The sequence below is a fragment of the Bacillus sp. D7-8 genome (assembly GCF_052055895.1).
Taxonomy (GTDB): Bacteria; Bacillota; Bacilli; order Bacillales; family Bacillaceae; genus Bacillus; species Bacillus velezensis.
Genome location: NZ_CP179922.1, coordinates 1,940,882 through 1,964,347, shown reverse-complemented (window position 1 = coordinate 1,964,347; position 23,466 = coordinate 1,940,882). Strand labels below are relative to the sequence as shown.

Annotated in this window: 3 protein-coding genes; all 3 read left to right on the top strand. The window is 50.5% G+C overall.

Annotated features, from left to right (window positions below):
- Positions 1 to 394 precede the first annotated feature (394 nt).
- Genes ACKTRM_RS09365 through ACKTRM_RS09355 form a run of 3 tightly spaced genes read left to right on the top strand, consistent with a single transcriptional unit; the run spans position 395 to position 23,441 of the window.
- The gene (locus ACKTRM_RS09365; protein WP_012117703.1) at positions 395 to 8,053 is read left to right on the top strand and encodes a non-ribosomal peptide synthetase; all 7,659 of its coding nucleotides are present in this window, start codon (positions 395 to 397) and stop codon (positions 8,051 to 8,053) included.
- Between the two features lie 25 nt (positions 8,054 to 8,078).
- Positions 8,079 to 15,776, top strand: coding sequence for a non-ribosomal peptide synthetase (locus ACKTRM_RS09360; protein WP_012117702.1), 7,698 nt, complete (start codon positions 8,079 to 8,081; stop codon positions 15,774 to 15,776).
- Between the two features lie 15 nt (positions 15,777 to 15,791).
- Positions 15,792 to 23,441 carry a non-ribosomal peptide synthetase gene (locus ACKTRM_RS09355; protein WP_149235880.1) on the top strand — a complete coding sequence of 2,550 codons (7,650 nt, stop codon included), beginning with the start codon at positions 15,792 to 15,794 and terminating at the stop codon, positions 23,439 to 23,441.
- Positions 23,442 to 23,466 lie beyond the last annotated feature (25 nt).

Here is a 23,466-nt window from a genome sequence, read left to right as displayed (position 1 = left end):
AATATCGGTAATATACTTCCTTTTTTTTACATGCTACTTTCTTACTTGTTCACCAATTTTTCATTTTCTAACATAAAACTTCTTTTCAGAAGGCAAAACCTTTTTAAAAGCGCAATTAATTATACATTTTATTCCTTATTATAGTGTTTAAGAACCAGTTTACAGTGTGCATACATACCGTTTTACATGGTATAAAGATTATAGAAATGAAGAAATGAAGTGAGGAATATATACTATATTCTAAAAAATGTTAGAGAAAATTTAATTTTTTATTGTGATTTCTAAAATATGTTTTAAAATAATGCTTATATGGATGATTTAGTCATATGCTGTCGAAATTTAATTGTAATTATTTCACTTTCTTATCCTCTTAAATTGAAATGGAGGGATTCCATTGAAGAACACTGTTTATTCTTTAACTCACGCCCAAAGAAGAGTGTGGTTTACGGAGCTGCTCGAACCGGGCACAAGTATCTGCAATCTCGCGGCATGCGTCAAATTCAGGGGGGACATCGATTTTGACGTACTGCGCCATGCTTTAGATTTTTCTATCTCGCAAAATGATTCGCTCAGGTTTCAACTGACAGAAGGGGACGGATCAGAACCCCAGCTGTATCTGGCGGGGCATCGGCCGATTTCTCTAGAGACTGTTGATTTTACTCATACTGATCAGGCAGAGCGGGACGCATGGATTGACACGCAGACCCGTGTTCCGTTCAAGCTGTTTCATTCACCTCTGTATCACTTTACTCTGCTTGTCATGTCAGACGAAGAAGTTTGGCTTTATTCAAAATTTCACCATATTATCATGGACGGCATCTCGCTCAACCTGCTCGGCAACCAGCTCATTGATATCTACCAAAAGATCATGCGGAGCGAGGATTTAGCTGAACATCACAGGCCTTCCTATCTCAGCTACATGGAAAAAGAACAGCAATACTTACAGTCTTCCCGTTTTCAAAAAGACCGTTCATTTTGGACTGAAACATACCGAACCGTTCCGGAACACCTTTCACTGGCGGAACGAACCTCTCATCTTAGACAAAGCACTGCGGCTTCCAGAGATACTATCACTCTTTCTCACTCCTTAGAACAATCTATCCGGCGTTTTTGCAAAGAAAATAATATCAGCATCATCTCTCTGTTTATGGCTTCGTTATACATATGCATCAGCCGTCTGACGGCTAAAAAGGATATTGCCATCGGCACTTATTACGGAAACCGGGGCTCCAGGCTCGAAAAGGATATGCTCGGCATGTTCGTCAGCACACTGCCGATCAGAATGACGGCAGATCCTGATGCGGAGTTCCTGTCCTTTGTCCGCAGCGTAGGAAAAGAGCAGCTGTCTGTTATGCGGCACCAGAAATATCCTTACAATCTTTTTGTCAATGAATTAAGGCAGATTCATCACGACCTGCAAAATATCATCGGGATTTCGATGCAATACCAGCCTCTCGCGTGGCGTCAGGCAGAAGGTTTCGATTATGAAACGGCGATGTTTTTCAGCGGGCATACGGCAAATGAGCTGTCCATTTTAATTAAGGAGCGGACAGATACGGGATTGATTGAGCTGAATTTTGATTACCAATCCGCTTTATTTACTGAAACATCAATTAAACGCATTCAAACTCATTTGCTGACGATCGTTGAAAATGCCGTTCGAAATCCAGACCGGCTGATTCGGCATATTGATATGGCGGATGAAAATGAAAAGAAACGGGTGTTAACTGCGTTTAACCGTACAGAAGCGGTTGAACCGCCGGCTCCGACGCTTCACGGGCTGTTCACCCGCCGTGCCGCGCTTTCGCCGCATCGTCCGGCGCTTCGTTTTCCGGGCGGTATGCTGACGTACGCCGAGCTTGACCAGTACACAGACAGGCTCGCCGCTCGGCTCCGACAAAAAGGCGTCCGCAAAGAAAGCATGGTCGGCGTGCTCGCTGAACGCTCGCCGGAGATGGTGGTTTCTGTGCTTGCCGTGTTAAAAGCGGGCGGCGCCTACGTGCCGCTTGACCCGGAGTATCCTGAGGACAGGCTGCGCTATATGCTCGATGACTGCGGCGCTTGTCTCCTGCTTGCACAGCCGGGATTATCCGTTTCTGGTTTTTCCGGAGAAACGCTTGAAGTGTCTCTTTCTGCTCTGACAGGTGAGACGGAGACAGGGGCTGTCTCTGAAGAAGCGGATAGCAATTCGCTCGCTTATATCATTTATACGTCCGGTTCGACGGGAACACCGAAGGGAGTGGCTGTTGAACACCGTCAGGCCGCCGCCTTTTTATCAGGGATGCAAGGGCAGTTTCCGTTAACGGAAGAGGATGTTATCGTGCTGAAATCATCCTTTTCATTCGATGCCTCTATCTGGCAATTGTTTTGGTGGACGATGTCCGGCGCCTCCGTGTATCTGCTTCCTGCCGGCTGGGAGAAAGATCCTGTGCGGATGATTAAAGCGTTTGCCTCAGAAAAGGTGACGACCGCGCATTTTATTCCGGCGATGGTCAACAGCTTTTTAGACGCGCTGGAAACGGAGCCTGCGGAAACAAGAACACGCCTCGGCAGAACCTTGACACGCGTGTTTGCCGGAGGGGAAGCTCTTTCCCCGCTTACGGCTGCCCGGTTTGCCGATCTTCTGCCGGAGACCGTGCTTATTCACGGCTACGGGCCGACGGAAGCGACGGTGGATGCGGCGTTTTACGTCTGTGACCGAAAACGTGACAGCGGACGGACGCGGCTTCCGATCGGAAAACCCGTTCCGGGTGCCCGTCTGTATGTATTAGATAGCGGAGGAACCATCCAGCCTGCGGGCGTGGCAGGAGAGCTGTACATCGCGGGGACAGGGGTGGCCCGGGGCTATCTGAACCGGCCTGAGCTGACGGAGGAGCGTTTTCTCGATGATCCGTTTTATCCGGGAGAGCGCATGTATCAGACGGGCGATATCGCACGCTGGACAGAAGACGGCCTTGTCGAATGGCTAGGACGTTCAGACGGACAGGTGAAAGTCCGCGGCTACCGGATTGAACCGGGAGAGATCGAAGCGGCGATCCGGCGCATCGACGGCATTCGTGAGGCGGCGGTCACCGCCCGGAACGAACACGGCGAAACCGCGCTTTACGCCTATATTGAAGGACGGGAAAGCGATGACGTGCGGGCGGAGCTTGCGACACGCCTTCCGGCTTACATGATGCCAGCTCAGTTCATAAAGATGACCGAATGGCCGGTCACACCGAGCGGAAAGCTTGACCGCCGCGCGCTGCCGGCTCCCGGCGGAGCGGCAGACAGACAGGCGTACACCGCCCCGCGGAACGTCACGGAAATGAAGCTTTGCGCCCTTTGGGAAGAGGTGCTGAAAAACGGCCCCGTCGGCATCCGGGATCACTTTTTTGAGCGGGGCGGCCATTCGTTAAAAGCGACGGCTCTCGTCTCCCGCATCGCCAAAGAGTTCGGTGTTCAGGTGCCGTTACAAGACATCTTCGCCCGGCCGACGGTGGAAGAGCTCGCTTCGGTCATTCAGGACTTGGAAGAGAGCCCGTATGAAGCGATTCAGCCTGCGCAAACACAGGACACCTACCCGGTGTCTTCGGCGCAGAAACGGATGTATGTGCTCCAGCAGCTTGAAGACGGCGGTGTCGGCTACAATATGCCGGCTGTGCTGGAACTGACGGGCCCGCTTGACCGCGGCCGGCTGGAGGAGACGTTCCGGCAGCTTGTTGAGCGGCATGAGTCGCTCAGAACGTCCTTTGAAACGGGGCCTGACGGCGAACCGGTGCAGCGCATCCATGACAGCGTACCGTTTCAGCTGGATGAGGCCGGGTCAGCTGACGCATTCGTCCGGCCGTTTTGTCTGGAGGAAGCGCCGCTCTTCCGTGCGGCCCTCGTGAAAGAATCGGACGAACGTCATCTTTTATTAACGGATATGCATCATATTATTTCTGACGGTGTGTCCGTCAACACCTTGATTAAAGAATTCGGCGAGCTGTACGCAGGCCGTTCGCTTGCGCCAATGCGCCTTCAATATAAAGACTATGCCGTCTGGCAGCGGTCGTTTCAGGAGAAAGAAGGGTACCAGAAGCAGGAAGCCTACTGGCTGAAGCGGCTAGAAGGAGAGCTTCCGGTGCTTGAACTTCCGGCTGACAAGCCCCGTCCGGCTGTCAGAAGCTTTGCGGGCGGCAGCGTATCGTGCACGCTTGACGCTGAAACGGCATCCGGCCTTCACCGCATTGCCCGGGATCACGGCTCCACTTTGTATATGGTGCTTCTCGCCGCGTACAATACGTTACTCGCGCGCCTGAGCGGGCAGGAAGACATCATCGTCGGCTCGCCGATTGCCGGGCGTCCGCACAAAGACCTTGAACCGATTCTCGGCATGTTCGTCAACACGCTCGCCATCAGAACGGAGCCGAAAGGAGACAAACGGTTTACCGATTACTTGGCGGAAGTCCGCCAGGCCGCGCTTGAGGCGTATGAGCATCAGGACTATCCGTTTGAAGAGCTAGTGGAACGGCTCGGTGTGCAGCGGGACATGAGCCGCAATCCGCTGTTTGATGCGATGTTTATTCTTCTGAATATGGAGCGAGAAGAGATAAATCTGGCCGGTCTGAAGGCGTCACGATCAGAACATACCGAACATGATGTATCAAGTTTTGACCTGACCTTATCAGCGGCTGAATCCGATGGAAACATCCGCTTTGAAATGGAATTCAGCACCGAGCTTTTTATGAAAGAAACGATTGAACGCTGGATGGGCCACTTACTGAATCTCTTGCGCCATGTTGCCGCCGAACCGGAAATCACACTATCGAAAGCTGACATTTTGGATGAAGAAGAAAAACAAAAGTTACTGATTGAGTTTAATAACACACAAACCGAATTCATGGAAAAACACAAACTGTTTCACCAGTTGTTTGAAGAGAAAGCAGAAGAAACGCCTCATCAGACCGCTGTTATTGAAGGAGCACAACAGATCAGCTATTCGCAGCTTAATGAGCGGGCAAATCGGCTTGCGCGAACATTACACAAAAATGGATTCGGTCCGGGAAAAAGAGCAGCTATATTGGCAAACCGCTCGATTGAAGCGATCGTCAGTGTTCTTGCCGTCATGAAATCGGGAGGGGCGTATATACCGGTTGACTCCCATTATCCCGAGGAACGGATTCGCTATTTATTAAAAGACAGCGCGGCATCCGTCTTAATGGTGCAGTCAGAATACAAAGAACTTGCTTCACAGCTGACGGATCACAATTTATTTCTCATTCAGCTTGATCTTGAAGATCAATACGATATTTGTGCAAAGAATATTCAGCCGTCAGCGTCACCGGATGATACTGCATATATCATATATACTTCGGGAACAACGGGAACGCCGAAGGGAGTCGAAGTCAGAAATCGCAGCTTTACGCATGCAGCACTTGCATGGCGCAGGATTTATGAGCTTGATCTTATACCGGTCAGAGTGTTGCAGATGGCGAGTTTCTCATTTGATGTATTTTCTGGGGATCTTGCACGCGCCCTGCTAAACGGGGGAACGCTTGTCATTTGTCCGGATGACGTCCGGCTTGAGCCACAACAGCTTTATCGGCTCATTGATCAGCACCGTATCACGTTTATGGAGTCGACACCCGCGCTGGTAGTTCCGTTTATGGAATATATATATCGCCGGAAGCTCGCGCTGCAAAGTGTAAAAATACTGGTACTGGGTTCAGATATGATCAAGTCGCAGGATTTTTATACGCTTCATGAACGCTTCGGAAAAGAAATGCGGATCATTAACAGCTACGGTGTAACAGAAGCGACAATTGATTCTTCGTATTATGAAGCCGAAATGAGCGAAGAGCCGCGGGAAGATGATGTGCCGATCGGTGTTCCGCTTCCGAATGTGCAAATGTACGTCTTAAACAAAGACAAACAGGTCCAGCCGATCGGCGTTTTCGGAGAGCTGTATATCGGAGGCGCCGGCGTCGCCAAAGGATATTGGGGACAGCCTGAGCTGACAGAGGGCGCATTCAGTGACCCGTTACAAATGGGAGAAACGCTTTACAGAACCGGAGATCAGGCTTGCTGGCTGCCAGATGGAACTCTTCGTTTTCAAGGGCGGATCGATAAGCAGGTGAAGATCAGAGGATACAGAATTGAGACGGGAGAAATAGAAAGTGTGCTTTTGAAACACGATCAAGTCAAAGAAGCGGCTGTTACCGTGATAAAAGATGCTGAAGGACAAGCCCGATTAGCGGCATACATCGTTCCTAAAGAGGCCGATACCTCATCACTTCGCCAGTCTCTTATGCAGGAGCTCCCGGCTTATATGATGCCGTCCCATATTATCGGTTTAGACAGCATGCCCCTGACACTGAACGGCAAACTTGATAAATCGGCATTGCCGGCAGAAGAGATACATTCATCACAGGCATTTGTCGCGCCCGGCGATGAAAAACAGGCGATGTTATGCCGGATTTGGGAAGATGTGCTTCATATTCAGAAAGCGGGAATTCATCACTCTTTCTTTGAGCTTGGGGGAGATTCCATTAAGGCGCTTCAAGTGTCAGCCCGACTCGCCGGAGAAGGCTGGAACATGTCGATCCGCGATTTGTTTCAGTTCCCGACGATTGCAGAACTCGCGAAGCACCTCACGCCGGCTGTTGCAACGGCTGATCAGGGGCCGATAGAAGGAAGCGCTCCGCTGACACCGATCCAGCAGAGATTTTTTGAGGAGCCGGGTGCGTTTGAGCTTCATTATAACCAAGCGGTCATGCTGTGCAGTGAAGACAGCCTCGAAATAGATGCGCTGTATCAGGCGGTTTGCGCGCTGACAGAACATCATGATGCGCTGCGAATGACTTTCACTGAAAATGAGCATGGGGAAACGGTTCAATATAATCGCGGAATCACAAAGCAGTATGAAGAAATCTTTACGCTTAACGTCATAGATATTTCAGAAGAAACGCAGCCCGAAAAACGGATAGCCGCTGAGGAAAAAGAAATACAGCAGGCTATGCGTCTTGATCAAGGGCCTCTGCTTCATCTCGGAGTGTTCCGGCAGAAGGAAGCCGACCATCTTCTTATAACGATTCATCATCTTATCGTGGACGGCGTGTCATGGAGGATATTGCTTGAAGATCTGCAGACAGCTTATCAGCAGGCATTGGAAGGCAAACAAATCAAACTGCCGCCGAAAAGCGATTCTTATATAAAGTATGCCGAAGAGCTTTTTGACATTTCCAAGAGTAAAGCATTGCTGGAGGAAGCCGCATACTGGGACAGCGTGATGTCTAGTGAAACAGCGCCGCTGCCGAAAATAACTGATGAAAACGCCGGACGATTGCAGGAAAACGCGCGCACGGCATCGTGGATATTAAGCAGCGAAGTCACGAAACAGCTGCTGTTGGAAACACAGCAGGCATACGGAACGGATGTTCATGAATTGCTTTTAACGGCGCTTGGAATGGCGCTTCATGAGTGGACGGGTTCTGAACAGATCCTTATCAGCACTGAGGGGCACGGGCGCCAGGGGCATATGCCTGACATTGATATGTCAAGAACGGCAGGATGGTTTACATCTGTTTACCCGGTGCTTTTGGATATGAGAGTGCCGGACGGCACAGGCGAAAAAACCGCTCACAGCATAAAGACGGTAAAAGACATGATGAGACGGGTTCCTCATCACGGAACCGGCTACGGGCTGCTGAGGTATTCGCGAAACATTCTTTATAAAGACCCAGAAATAAGCTTTAACTATCTCGGTGCGTTTGACGGTCTTGAGGGAACGCTGAAGATGTCACCGTTCAAGCCACAGCATGATATAGCGGCCGGGCGCATCCGCGAGTTTGATCTGGATATTAACGCGATGGTGGCGGCCGGGCAACTGGAGGTAAAAGCCGTTTATACCGATGTATTTGCACCGGGGGCAATCGAGTTCTTCATGAATCGTTTCCATACTCACCTCGAGGACATCATCGCCCACTGTTCCGGCAAGAAAGAGCGGGAAAAAACATTAACGGATTACAGCCATACAGAATTGACCGCTCAAGCACTATCAAGTATTGAAGATCTCGTAAAAGGACTTTAATTTCATAAAAAGGTGTGTGGCATTCGTGACACAAGCGACAGAAATTCAAGATATTTACCCTTTATCATATATGCAGGAAGGCATGCTGTTTCATTCGCTTCTGGATTCCGGATCAAACGCATATGTCGAGCAGATTTCGTTTACAGTCAGCGGGGATTTATGCATTGATACATTCCAAAAAAGTCTGGATATGCTTGTCAGCCGCTATGATATTTTCAGAACGATTTTCATAAAAGAAGTGCCTGACCTTGAAGGTCCGCAGCAGGTTGTCCTTTCACGCCGTGACACAGCCGTACAGACTGAGAACATTTCAGATTATTCGGAAGAACGGCAGCAAAGCATCATTGAGGAATTCAAGGAAACCGACCGGCATAAGGGGTTTGATCTGCAAAAAGGCCCCTTAATGCGCCTGGCTCTTTTTCAAACGGGAGAAAACCGCCATACATGCGTTTGGACTCATCATCACATTATGATGGACGGCTGGAGCTTGGGCATTGTGCTGAAAGATTTCTTCAGCATGTATTATGCGATCCGAAACGGGCGGCCTGTAAACCTCGGCAGTCCGGCTCCTTACAGTTCTTATATCAAATGGCTCCGAAGCCGGAATAAAGAAGAAACGTCAGCGTTCTGGTCGCGCTGCTTGGAAGATTACGGAGAAGTCGTTTCCGTTCCGCAAACGAAGAATAAGCCGGCGCAAAACGGTTATGCATCTGAGCATTTTCAATTTTCCCTTGAGTCTGAAACCGTGCAAAAACTGACAGACATTGCCCGAAGCACCGGGGTCACGCTGAATACTTTATTTACGAGCATTTGGGGACTGCTTCTCCACCGTTACAACGGCACTGAAGATGCGGTATTCGGTTCAGTTGTTTCCGGCAGGCCGTCAGCTATCGCCGGCATCGAATCAATGGCCGGACTGTTTATCAATACCGTGCCGGTAAGGGTGCGCGCGGCGGGGGATATGACTTTTTCTTCTCTTCTCAAAAAGGTGCAAAAAGAGTCACTCGCTGCAGAAGAGCACAGCTATTATCCGCTTTATGACATCCAAAACGAGAGCGGCCTGCAAAAAGATCTCTTGAACCACATCCTGGTTTTTGAGAATTATCCGGTTCAGATGCAGACTGCGGTAAACGGCTGGAAGCAAACCGAAAGCAGTGCGCTCTCACTTGAAAACTTTTCGATGGCGGAAGAAACCAATTACGATCTTAACGTCGTCATCGTTCCGGGAGAAGAGTTTTATGTGAAATTCAGCTACAATGCGGGCATCTACGATCGGGAAGACATGAAACGGATCAAAGGGCATATTCTGGAGGTCATCTCCTGTGTAACGGAAGATCCGGACAGGCTTTTATCAAGCATCAGTCTCGTGCCTCCAGAGGAAGAAGCCTTGATTCATTCGTTTAACGAAACGAACCGTCCGTACCCTGAGACAACCGTTCATGGGCTGTTTGAAGAACAGGCGGCAAAAACGCCTGACCAAGAGGCGTTGAGATATAACGGGGTAAGCTGGAGCTACAAGAAATTAAATCAGCGGGCGAATCAGATTGCGCATGCGTTAAGGGAAAAAGGCGCACGCCCCGACCAGATCACCGCTGTTATGCTGCGCCGATCAATGAGTACGGTTGCCGCTCTGCTCGGAATTTGGAAGTCGGGCAGCGCCTATATGCCGATTGATGCGGAATTTCCGCCTGAACGGATTTCATTTTTACTGAGAGACAGTGAAGCCTCACTGCTCGTGACCGAAAAGGACCTGCTCCCCCTCATTCCGCCGCATTTCAAGGGCAGCGTCGTCATCATGGAGGAAACGGTTTCCCAGCAGACTGCACCGCTTCCGCCGGTATCTGACAGCGGAAATTGGGCGTATGTCATTTACACCTCCGGAACGACAGGCCGGCCGAAAGGGGTGCTTGTACAACACAAAGCGATCAGCAATACATTGCAATGGCGGCGTGAAGAATACGGGATGACAGAAGGGGACATAGCGCTTCATCTTTTTTCATACGTATTTGACGGGTCATTAACGAGTCTTTTCACTCCGCTTCTGTCGGGCGCCTGTGTATTGTTAACTGATGAAGATGATGCGAAAGACGTCCTTTCAATAAAACAGAAAATCACCCGCCACGGAGTGAGCCATCTTCTGATCGTTCCGTCTCTGTATCGCGTTCTGCTTGATTCGCTGACGAAAAAGGATGCGCAGACGCTTCGGGCGGTGACATTTGCCGGGGAAGCGGCCACTCCTGATATCGTGGAAGCGAGCCGCGGCATATGCCCGAATGCCGAGCTGCTGAATGAATACGGGCCGACGGAAAACAGTGTGGCCACGACGATTCTGCGCAACCTGCAAAAAAGCAGCCGGATTACGATCGGGCGCCCGATTGCCAACACTTCTGTCTATATTATGCATGGAGATCGGCTGCAGCCGGTCGGAGCCGTCGGTGAACTGTGTATTTCCGGAAAAGGTCTGGCGGACGGATATTTTCAGCAAAAAGAGCTGACGGACAAAGTCTTTACCCCTCATCCGTTTCGTGAAGGTGAACGGCTGTACAGAACGGGAGATGCAGCCCGATTTTTACCGGACGGAACGATTGAATATATGGGACGCTTTGACGATCAGGTGAAGGTAAGAGGTTACAGAATTGAATTAGGAGAAATCGAAACGGCACTCAGAAGTCTGTCCGGGGTAAAAGAGGCGGCAGTCACCGTGCGCAAAATGGCGGACGGGGAACAGGAGCTTGCAGCTTATGTCGTACTGGAAAATGCGGGTGTGACATTTAAACCGCACGCTGAATTGGCCGGGAGATTACCTGCTTATATGATACCGGGAAGCTTTACCAAATTAACGGAAATGCCGCTGTCTGTGAGCGGAAAACTTGATCGGGCCGCACTTCCTGAGCCGAAAGAAGCCGAGAGAACCGGTGATTATCAAGCTCCGCGCACAATGCTTGAGACTGAGCTGCTGTCTATTTGGCAAGAAGTGCTGAAACGGGAACACATCAGTATGAGAGATGATTTCTTCCAAATCGGCGGACAGTCGCTGAAAGCCGCGTCGCTTGTTTCAAACATACATAAACGGCTGCAAATTGAACTTGCCGTCCGCCATGTTTTTGAACATCCGACCATCGAGAGCATGGCCCGCTTCCTTGAACAGAGGAAAAGAGGAGAATATGCAGAAATCACGCCTGCTGTGGCAAAGGACTTGTACCCGCTATCTTTTGCGCAAAAAAGGCTCTATGCCCTTCATCAGCTGGCAGCGGACAGTACGGGCTATCATATGCCCGCTTGTCTGGAACTGAGCGGCAGACTCAACCGGGATCGTCTGCACGAAGCCTTTTCAGCGCTGTTACAAAGGCATGAAGCGTTACGCACATCATTTGTTTTACGAAACGGGGAGCCGATGCAGCACATACATGCACATGTCGATCTTGACCTCACAGAGATTCACATGCCATCCGGGAACCTTCTTCAAGAGGTGATGGAAACTTTCGTCAAACCGTTTGACGTGGAAAAAGCGCCGCTTTTGAGAGTGACTTTAGCCAAAGTTACTGAAGAACGTCATTTTCTGCTGCTTGATATGCATCATCTTATCGCAGACGGTGTGTCAATGAGCGTTCTGATTCAAGAATTGACGGATTTGTACAGAGGAAAAGAGTTGCGGCCGTTAAAACTCCAGTACAAAGATTTTTCCGTCTGGCAGCATGAGCGGTTTGCCGCTGAAGAATTCAAAAGACATGAGCGTTATTGGCTGGAGACGATCGGGGAAAACATTCCCGTACTTGATCTGCCGCTCGATAAAAAGCGCCCGCCGCTTCCTGATTTCAGCGGGTCCGTTGTTCGAACGCGCCTTCAAAAGGAAACGGCGGAGAACTTGCGCCAACTCATGGATGAGACGGGTTCGACACTGTATATGATTCTTTTGGCAAGCTACTCCTTGTTCCTTTCTAAATTGAGCGGGCAGGAAGACATTGTCGTCGGTTCACCTGCGGCCGGCAGAAGCCGCGCTGAGCTTGACGGGGTCATCGGCATGTTTGTAAATACCGTGGCAATGAGAAGCAGGCCGAAAGGGGATAAGACATTCCGCGCTTATTTAGAAGAGGTGAAAATGCTCGCCCTCGGCGCGGCCGAACATCAGGACTTCCCGTTTGAAGAACTTGCCCAAAAGCTTGATACACACCGGGAAGTCAATCGCAATCCGCTGTTTGATGCCATGCTCGTTTTGCAAAACAGTGATGATTTCGAAGTGAACCTTCCGGGCTTATCCGTTTCTTCACATGCAGTGAAGCATGACATTTCAAAATTCGACTTGACGCTTCATGCCGAGGAACGGCCGGATGGCTCACTGGATTTTCATTTTGAATACAGTACCGCGTTGTTTGAAAAAGATACGATCGAACGGTGGGCCGGTCATTTTAAAGAGCTTTTAGGACAAATCGCATCGGATTACGAACGGAAGCTGTCTGACATTCATTTGCTGGGCATAAACGAGCGGCAGATGCTTCTTCAAGCGGAAAATCAAACGGCGGAGTATCCGAGGCATGAAACGATTGTCAGTTTATTCGAAGCACAGGCGGAAAAAATGCCGAATCAAATTGCAGCCGTCATGTCTCATGAGCGTCTCACCTACCGCGAGCTCAATGAAAAGGCGGATCGAATCGCCGATATGCTGTCGGAAAACGGCATCCGCTCCGGACAGATTGTCGGAATTATGACCGAACGATCTCCGGATATGCTGATTGGGATTCTCGGTATTTTAAAAGCGGGAGGAGCTTATCTGCCGATTGATCCTGACTATCCGGACGAGCGGATTTCATTTATGCTGACTGACAGCGGCGCGCGTGCTCTGTTGACGCAATCGGGTCTTGGGATATCCGGAATGGATGGGCTGCCGGTTTTATACATCGATAAGCCTGAATCCGTTTCAGCAGACAGAACGAAAGAAATGATAACGCCTGAACAGCCGGCTTACGTGATTTACACATCGGGCACAACCGGAAAACCGAAAGGCGTTATGACGGAACACCGCAATGTCATCAGCCTTATCACACATAAAGGACTGCCGTTTGATTTCGGCTCTGAAGACGTCTGGACGCTGTTCCACTCCTATTGCTTTGATTTTTCTGTATGGGAAATATTCGGCGCGCTCTTATACGGCGGAAAGGTGGTTATCGTGCCGAAAGACACAGCCCGTGATCCGCATTTGTACCGGCAGCTGCTGCAAAGTGAAGGCGTAACGGTGCTGAACCAAACGCCGACGGCTTTTTCCGGACTCATTCATGAAGAGGCCGGGCATACGGACAAGCTGAAGCTTCGATATGTCATTTTCGGCGGAGAAGCGCTTCAGCCAGGCATGCTGAAAAGCTGGAAAGAAAAGTACCCGGAGACGGAGCTTGTTAATATGTACGGTATTACGGAAACCACGGTTCACGTCACATGCAAAAAACTGAATATGGATGATATTGAGAGAAACAAAAGCAATATCGGCAGACCGCTGGAAACCCTTCATGCTTTTGTTATGGACGCCTATATGAATCCGCAGCCGATCGGAATTCCCGGTGAGCTTTATATCGGCGGGGAAGGCGTCGCGAGGGGATATGTAAACAGGGATGATTTAACCGCCTCCCGTTTCATCACGAATCCGCACGTTTCCGGCATGCGGCTCTACCGGACGGGTGATATCGCCAAAAGGCTCTTAAATGGCGAACTGGAATATGTCGGGCGGAAAGATGCGCAAGTAAAAGTCAGAGGCCACAGAATTGAGCTGGGAGAAATTAAATCAGCGCTGCAAGAGCTTTCCTCCGTGAAAGAGGCCGCCGTGATCACACGTGCTGATCAGCACGGTCAGCACTCCATTTACGCATACGCGGTCTTACACGGGAACGAAAAGATAAAAGAAGCAGAGATTCAGGCCTCTCTCAGAGCTTTTCTGCCGGAATATATGATTCCCGCCCGCTTGATAGCGCTTGATGAACTGCCTTTGACGGCGAATGGGAAGCTGGACGAGAAGGCGCTCCCGCAGCCTGAATTAAATGATAGCCTTGGAGATGATATCAGCCTGAGAAATGAAACTGAAGAAATGATGGCTGACATTTGGGAAGAACTCTTAGGTGTTGAAGGCCTCGGCCCCAATGCTCATTTCTTCCATCTCGGCGGGGATTCGATTAAAGCGCTGCAAGTATGTGCGAGGCTGAAACAGCAGGGCTATGAAACGACCGTCCGCGAGCTGTTCGAGCATCAGACACTGGGAGAAGTATCGATGCGGCTCCGGAAAGTCCGCCGCGTGATTGATCAGGCTCCCGTCACGGGAGACGTGCCGCTGACGCCGATCCAGCACTGGTTCTTGTCGCAATCATTGCCGCATGATCATTTTAATCAGTCCGTAATGCTCCGCAGTGCGGACAGAATCAATGAATCTGCTATGAGAAAAGCGCTGGCACAGCTCGCGGTTCATCATGACGCATTACGGATCGTATGCGGCACGCAAAACGGATCGGTGACTCAATACAACAGAGCGGAAAACCTTTCTGAAGAAGAACTCTTTACGTTTGAAACGCATGACGTGAGAGGGAAAGGGTCATTACAAGAGGAGCACGTCGCAATTGAACAGGCGGCCGCCCGTATTCAAACTTCCATTCGGCTGGAGACGGGGCCGCTCGTAGCTGTCGGATTATTTCACGCTAATGATGGCGATCATCTGCTGCTTTCCATTCATCACCTTGTCATTGACGGTGTATCATGGCGGATTTTATTTGAAGATCTCACCGCGTGCTACAGGCAGGCGCTCGAAGGAAAAGAAACCGCGCTTCCGGCAAAAACCGATTCCTATCAGACTTACGCGAAGCAAATCTCTGATTATGCAAAAAGCCGCCGGCTGTTACAGGAAGCAGACTACTGGTCCGAAAGAGAAAAAATGGCGGTCGAACCGCTTCCGAAAGATGCCCGCATCTCTTCCAATCTTCTGAAAGATACAGATGTGATGACCGTTAAATTGACAAAACAGGAGACTGAGCAGCTGTTAACGGAAGCGAACAGAGCATACACAACAGAGACGGGTGAATTATTGCTTGCCGCGTTAAGCCTTGCGCTGAACAGATGGACCGGAAACGAGACATTCAAAATCAGCATGGAAGGCCACGGAAGGGAAGAGCACTTGGAGCATCTTGATATCAGCAGAACCATCGGTTGGTTTACGTCAATTTATCCGGTATTGGTTGACGCAAGTTTTCAAGATCAGGCTGATGACGGCGAGCGGCTTGGCTATCACATTAAGCGGACAAAAGACATGATGCGCCGCATTCCGCATAAAGGAGCGGGATACGGAGTGCTGAAATATATAAGCAAACTCTGGGAAGAGACGGAATCCGATTCTCCTGAAATCAGTTTTAACTATCTGGGACAGTTTGACCGTGAAATCCGTTCCAGCGGCTTTGGTGTTTCTCCCGTAAAAGCGGGAAATGAAGTCAGCCCAGACTGGGAACGTCCGTACACACTTGATATCAGCGGCTCCGTATCGTCGGAATGTCTCAGCATGCATGTCGTGTACAACCGTTTTCAGTATCAAAAAGAAACGATTGAAGTTTTGACGGGATATTTTCATGCCTTTCTCAAGCAGATCATCTCGCATTGCACAGGCAAAGAGGAGCGTGAATGGAGCGCCGCTGATTTCAGTGACGAGGAGTTAACGCTGGAAGATCTGAGTGACATTATGGGAGCCGTCAACAAACTATAGAAAAGGAGTGGCGCAATGGGGCAGCAACCGGAAATACAAGATATATATCCTTTATCTTTTATGCAGGAGGGCATGCTTTTTCATTCTCTGTTGGATCATGACTCAAGAGCCTACTTCGAACAAGCGGTGTTTACGATCAGCGGACAGCTTGACCGGGAACGATTCCAAAAAAGTATAGATGCTGTTTTTGAACGATACGATATTTTCCGTACGACATTTATTCATAAGAATGTGGCGAAGCCCCGCCAAGTCGTGTTGAAAAACAGGCCGAGCCGCGTTCAGTTTCATGATATTTCTCATTTGGACGAGAAGGCACAAGATAAATATGCCGACCGATTCAGAAAGGAAGATAAAGATAAAGGCTTTGATTTGCAATCAGACCCTCTCATGAGAGTCTCCATTTTGAAAAAAGGGCCTGAACGCTATGTTTGTATATGGAGCCATCATCATATCGTCATGGACGGCTGGTGCTTCGGGATTGTCATGAAGGAATTTCTGATGATCTATCAATCTCTCGGAGACGGGTGGCTCCCGTCTCTCGAGCCTGTTCAGCCATATGGTAAGTATATTAAATGGCTCATGAAGCAGGATCGTAAAGAAGCCGAGATTTTTTGGAAAACGAGACTTGCCGATCTTGAGCAATCGGCGTCTCTTCCGAAAAAATCCGCGGAACCAAATGGCGAACTTGAGCAGGCGGTTTTCACCATTTCTGAAGAGCAGACAAATGAGCTGAAGAACATTGCGGCAAGGGCGGGAGCAACGCTGAATACAGTGTTCCAGGCACTGTGGGGCATTTTGCTCCAGCGTGTCAGCCGCTGTGATGACGCCGTTTTCGGTTCTGTCGTTTCCGGCCGGCCGTCGGATCTCACAGGCGTGGAAAAAATGGTGGGGCTGTTTATTAATACGATTCCCGTGCGGGTGAAAAGCGGTTCATTTTCTTTTCTGGAGCTCGTCAGGCATTTGCAGCAGGAGACGCTGCAAGCAGAAGCGTACAGCTATTATCCGCTGTATGACATTCAGGCGCAAAGCCCTTTGAAGCAAGCGCTGTTTGACCACATTATCGTGTTTGAAAATGTGCCGGCCCAGCGTGAAATTGAAAATGTGAGTCAGGCCGGTTCATTTGATTTTGCGGTAGAAGATTTCACGATGGAGGAAGTCACAAACTACGGATGCAGCATAAAGGTGATTCCGGGAAATTCTCTTTATATCCGCTTAAACTTTGATACCGGTATATACGATCGTATTTTTATGAAGAATATTGAAACATTTTTACGGCATATGATGAATTCAGTCATCTCCGATCCTGAAATTTGCGCCTCCGAGATCGCATTGCTTGATGCGTGTGAAGCCAGAAGTATGCTTGATGCGTTTAACCGTACAGAAACGGTTGAACCGCCGGCTCCGACGCTTCACGGGCTGTTTGCCCGCCGTGCCGCGCTTTCGCCGCATCGTCCGGCGCTCCGTTTTCCGGGCGGCATGCTGACGTACGCCGAGCTTGACCAGTACACAGACAGACTCGCTGTTCGGCTCCGCCAAAAAGGCGTCCGCAAAGAAAGCATGGTCGGCGTACTCGCTGAACGCTCGCCGGAGATGGTGGTTTCTGTGCTTGCCGTGTTAAAAGCGGGCGGCGCCTACGTGCCGCTTGACCCGGAGTATCCTGAGGACAGGCTGCGCTATATGCTCGACGACTGCGGCGCTTGTCTTCTGCTCGCACAGCCGGGGTTATCCGTTTCCGGTTTTTCCGGAGAAACGCTAGAAGTGTCTCTTTCTGCTCTGACAAGTGAGGCGGAGACAGGGGCTGTCTCTGAAGAAGCGGATGCTGATTCGCTCGCTTATATCATTTATACGTCCGGTTCGACGGGAACACCGAAGGGAGTAGCTGTTGAACACCGTCAGGCCGCCGCCTTTTTATCAGGGATGCAAGGGCAGTTCCCGTTGACAGAAGAGGATATTATCGTGCTGAAATCATCCTTTTCTTTCGACGCCTCCATCTGGCAATTGTTTTGGTGGACGATGTCCGGCGCCTCCGTGTATCTGCTTCCGGCCGGCTGGGAGAAAGATCCTGTGCGGATGATTGAAGCGTTTGCCTCAGAAAAGGTGACGACCGCGCATTTTATTCCGGCGATGGTCAACAGCTTTTTAGACGCGCTGGAAACAGAGCCTGCGGAAACAAGAACACGCCTCGGCAGAACCTTGACACGCGTGTTTGCCGGAGGGGAAGCTCTTTCACCGCTTACGGCTGCCCGGTTTGCCGATCTTCTGCCGGAGACCGTGCTTATTCACGGCTACGGGCCGACGGAAGCGACGGTTGATGCGGCGTTTTACGTCTGTGACCGAAAACGGGACAGCGGACGGACGCGGCTTCCGATCGGAAAACCCGTTCCGGGTGCCCGTCTGTATGTATTAGATAGCGGAGGAACCATCCAGCCTGCGGGCGTGGCAGGAGAGCTGTACATCGCGGGGACAGGGGTGGCCCGGGGCTATCTGAACCGGCCTGAGCTGACGGAGGAGCGTTTTCTCGATGATCCGTTTTATCCGGGAGAGCGCATGTATCAGACGGGCGATATCGCACGCTGGACAGAAGACGGCCTTGTCGAATGGCTAGGACGTTCAGACGGACAGGTGAAAGTCCGCGGCTACCGGATTGAACCGGGAGAGATCGAAGCGGCGATCCGGCGCATCGACGGCATTCGTGAGGCGGCGGTCACCGCCCGGAACGAACACGGCGAAACCGCGCTTTACGCCTATATTGAAGGACGGGAAAGCGATGACGTGCGGGCGGAGCTTGCGACACGCCTTCCGGCTTACATGATGCCAGCTCAGTTCATAAAGATGACCGAATGGCCGGTCACACCGAGCGGAAAGCTTGACCGCCGCGCGCTGCCGGCTCCCGGCGGAGCGGCAGACAGACAGGCGTACACCGCCCCGCGGAACGTCACGGAAATGAAGCTTTGCGCCCTTTGGGAAGAGGTGCTGAAAAACGGCCCCGTCGGCATCCGGGATCACTTTTTTGAGCGGGGCGGCCATTCGTTAAAAGCGACGGCTCTCGTCTCCCGCATCGCCAAAGAGTTCGGTGTTCAGGTGCCGTTACAAGACATCTTCGCCCGGCCGACGGTGGAAGAGCTCGCTTCGGTCATTCAGGACTTGGAAGAGAGCCCGTATGAAGCGATTCAGCCTGCGCAAACACAGGACACCTACCCGGTGTCTTCGGCGCAGAAACGGATGTATGTGCTCCAGCAGCTTGAAGACGGCGGTGTCGGCTACAATATGCCGGCTGTGCTGGAACTGACGGGCCCGCTTGACCGCGGCCGGCTGGAGGAGACGTTCCGGCAGCTTGTTGAGCGGCATGAGTCGCTCAGAACGTCCTTTGAAACGGGGCCTGACGGCGAACCGGTGCAGCGCATCCATGACAGCGTACCGTTTCAGCTGGATGAGGCCGGGTCAGCTGACGCATTCGTCCGGCCGTTTTGTCTGGAGGAAGCGCCGCTCTTCCGTGCGGCCCTCGTGAAAGAATCGGACGAACGTCATCTTTTATTAACGGATATGCATCATATTATTTCTGACGGTGTGTCCGTCAACACCTTGATTAAAGAATTCGGCGAGCTGTACGCAGGCCGTTCGCTTGCGCCAATGCGCCTTCAATATAAAGACTATGCCGTCTGGCAGCGGTCGTTTCAGGAGAAAGAAGGGTACCAGAAGCAGGAAGCCTACTGGCTGAAGCGGCTAGAAGGAGAGCTTCCGGTGCTTGAACTTCCGGCTGACAAGCCCCGTCCGGCTGTCAGAAGCTTTGCGGGCGGCAGCGTATCGTGCACGCTTGACGCTGAAACGGCATCCGGCCTTCACCGCATTGCCCGGGATCACGGCTCCACTTTGTATATGGTGCTTCTCGCCGCGTACAATACGTTACTCGCGCGCCTGAGCGGGCAGGAAGACATCATCGTCGGCTCGCCGATTGCCGGGCGTCCGCACAAAGACCTTGAACCGATTCTCGGCATGTTCGTCAACACGCTCGCCATCAGAACGGAGCCGAAAGGAGACAAACGGTTTACCGATTACTTGGCGGAAGTCCGCCAGGCCGCGCTTGAGGCGTATGAGCATCAGGACTATCCGTTTGAAGAGCTAGTGGAACGGCTCGGTGTGCAGCGGGACATGAGCCGAAATCCGCTGTTTGATGTGATGTTTGTGCTCCAAAATATGGAGCGTGAATCCCTGGTGTTAAATAAGCTGCATTTGGCTCAAGCTGCGGATACAAGTCATAAAACCGCAAAGTTTGATGCCACGCTTTACGCGTCAGAAGGGTCTGACGGTTCCATCAGCTTTGATTTTGAATTCAATACAGATGTCTATCAAAAACAGACAATTGAAAAATGGCTTTCTTATTTTACCCGTATTCTTACAAAAGTAATTGAAAACCAAGCGATACCGCTTGGTGACATTCACGTACTGGATGATGCTGAAACAAATCGCGTCATTTATCAGTTTAATCAGACGAAAAGCGATTACCCAAGACACGAAACCATCAGCCGTTTATTTGAGCGGCAGGCAAAAGAAACCCCCGATGCCCGGGCAGTTGTATATGATGGACAAATCTTGACATACCGTGAGCTGAACGAACGGGCTAACAGAATAGCGGCGGCTCTCCGATCAAATAGCGTCGGTCCGGAAAGCGTTGTCGCATTATTAACCGGCCGCACAACAGAGCTTGCTTCCGGAATCCTCGGAATATTAAAAGCGGGAGGCGCCTACTTGCCTATCGGTGACGATGTGCCGCGGGAACGGGCTGAATGGATGCTTAAAGACTGTAAAGCTGATATTCTTCTCCAATCTGATAAACTTGACGGTCTGCCGCTTTCAGGAAAACGTTTATTCATAGAGGATATTCAAACAAAGGCCGGATTGAGTTCGGAAAATCCCGAACCGCTCGGCGGACCTGAATCATTGGCCTACATGATTTATACGTCCGGATCAACAGGTGCGCCAAAAGGCGTCATGATTGAACAGCGAAGCGTGATCCGCCTTGTGAAAAACAGCAATTATATTGATTTTACGCCGGAAGATAGACTGTTATTTACTTCATCATTAGGATTTGACGTTACAACATTTGAAATATTCGGTCCGCTTTTAAACGGCGCTTCTTTATATGTAAGTGACCAGGAAACCTATCTCGACTCTGATGTTTTGGAAACATTTATACAGCAAAACGGCATTACGACACTGTGGCTGACATCGTCTCTGTTCAACCATTTATCAGAACAAAATGAACACGTGTTTTCCGGATTATCCCGATTGATTATCGGCGGGGAAGCACTGTCCCCAAGCCATGTAAACCGGGTTCGGAATGCGCTGCCGCATCTCTCAGTATGGAATGGATACGGACCGACTGAAAACACGACGTTCTCGACTTACTTTTTGATTGAACAATCATACGATCATTCAATCCCGATCGGCCGCCCTGTCGGAAATTCAACCGCATATATCATAAACAGCAGGGGAACACCGCAGCCGATCGGAGTCATCGGCGAATTATGCACAGGCGGAGACGGTGTGGCAAGAGGATATTTCGGCCGCCCTGAGCTGACGGAAGAAAAATTTGTCCCTAATCCTTTTGTTCCCGGAGAACGGATGTACCGCACCGGAGATTTAGCCCGCTGGCTGCCGGACGGAACGATCGAATATGCCGGGCGGATGGATGATCAAGTGAAAATCCGCGGTTATCGGGTCGAGCTGGGAGAGATTGAAGCCGCACTGAGGAGCCTGGACGGCGTGAAAGAAGCTGCCGTGTCAGTCAGAACCGGGCAGTCCGGCAATAAAGAACTGATCGCATATATGAGTCTGCAGGCGGACATGGATACAGAAAAAGTGCGTTCTTTACTGTCTAAGCAACTGCCGAATTACATGGTTCCGGCCTATATGATGGAACTTGAGAAGCTGCCGCTTACGCCGAACGGTAAATTGGATCGGAAAAATCTGCCCGAACCGGAGCTCGCGCTTCAAACCGCGTACACAGCTCCCCGCAATGAGCTTGAAGAACAGCTTTCCGTGATCTGGCAGGAAGTGCTCGGCACAAAACAAGTCGGGATTGAGGACTCATTTTTTGAGTTGGGCGGCGATTCAATCAAAGCGCTGCAAGTTTCCGCACGGCTCGGACGCTATGGGTGGAAAATGACGGCAAGCGACTTATTCCGGCATCCGTCCATTAAGGAGCTCGCGCCACTTATCCGGAAAGCGGAAAGAGTCATCGATCAGCGGCCGGTGGAAGGAGACATACCTTGGACACCCGTTCAGCACTGGTTTTTATCACAGCGGATGGAAAACAGAAATCATTTCAATCAGTCCGTCATGATGTTCAGCTCTGACGCATTGCATAAACAGCCGCTCAAAGAAGTCTTAGAGCATCTTGTCATTCATCATGATGCACTCCGGATAACCGTCAGTGCAGAAAACGAAAGTTTCAGACAAATCAATCACGGTATTCAAAAAGATGAACTGTACAGCTTGGACATTTGGGATCTGTCTGAGACAGATACTTGGGAAAAAGAAATAGAAAGTGAAGTCGCTGCGCTCCAACAGCGGATGGATATTGAAAAAGGCCCGTTATTAAAAGCCGGCTGGTTCAAAACCCGGTCCGGAGATTATTTATTCATCACCGTACATCACCTGGCGGTTGACGGAGTGTCATGGCGTATTTTGCTGGAGGATTTATCTGCCGCTTACACTCAAGCCGTAAAAGGTCAGCCGGTCCAGCTTCCGCCAAAGACCGATTCGTTTAAGCAATACGCTGAAAGGCTTTCAGAATACGCAAAAAGCAGCAAGCTGATGCGTGAAGAAGAATATTGGCGTTTTATTGAAGAAGAAACAGCCGCCGAACTTCCTTATGAAAAACCGCAGCATCAGACGGGAGCCGACAGCATTCGGCAAACGGTAAGCTTTACGCTTACAGAAGAAGAAACGTCCGTTTTGCTTCAGCAGGTCAACCGGGCCTACCATACCGATACGCAAGATATTCTTCTGACTGCCGCAGCTTTGGCTTTACGGGACTGGACAGGGGGCGGCAGACTGCGCATCGCGATGGAAGGGCACGGGAGAGAGCACATCATGCCGGAGCTCGACATCAGCCGCACCGTAGGCTGGTTTACCTCCATGTATCCGGTGCTCATTGACTTGAACACAGCAGGCGCTGAGCTTGGAACGGCGGTAAAAACGGTCAAAGACACACTCGGAAGAATACCGGATAAAGGAATAGGCTACGGCATTTTAAAATACATGACACCGCCTGAACAAAAAACAATCCGCTTCAGACAAGCGCCTGAAATCAGCTTTAACTATTTAGGGCAATTCAATGATACAGAAGATCAGCACACGTTCAGTCTGTCCGGTCTTGCAAGCGGGCACGACATCACGCCGACATGGCAGCGGGAACAAGCGGTGGAAATGAGCGCGATGGCCGCACAAAACAAACTTCACTTCAGTTTGAGCTATCCGCCGAGCCGCTTCCGCAAAGAAACAATGGAACAGCTGCTGCAAACTTTACAGCAATATTTGCGTGATATTATGGCGCACTGCACAGGCAAAGAGGAAGCAGAAAAAACCGTTAGTGATTTTAGCAGCAAAACGTTAACATCTGATGATTTGGACAGCATAGCGAGTTTTGTCGAGGAACTGTAGAAAAAGGCGACGGGGAGATTATAAC

Coding starts and splice junctions, on each gene's coding strand:
- ACKTRM_RS09355 (WP_149235880.1), top strand. CDS start 15,792: ATGGGGCAGCAACCGGAAATACAAGATATATATCCTTTATCTTTTATG.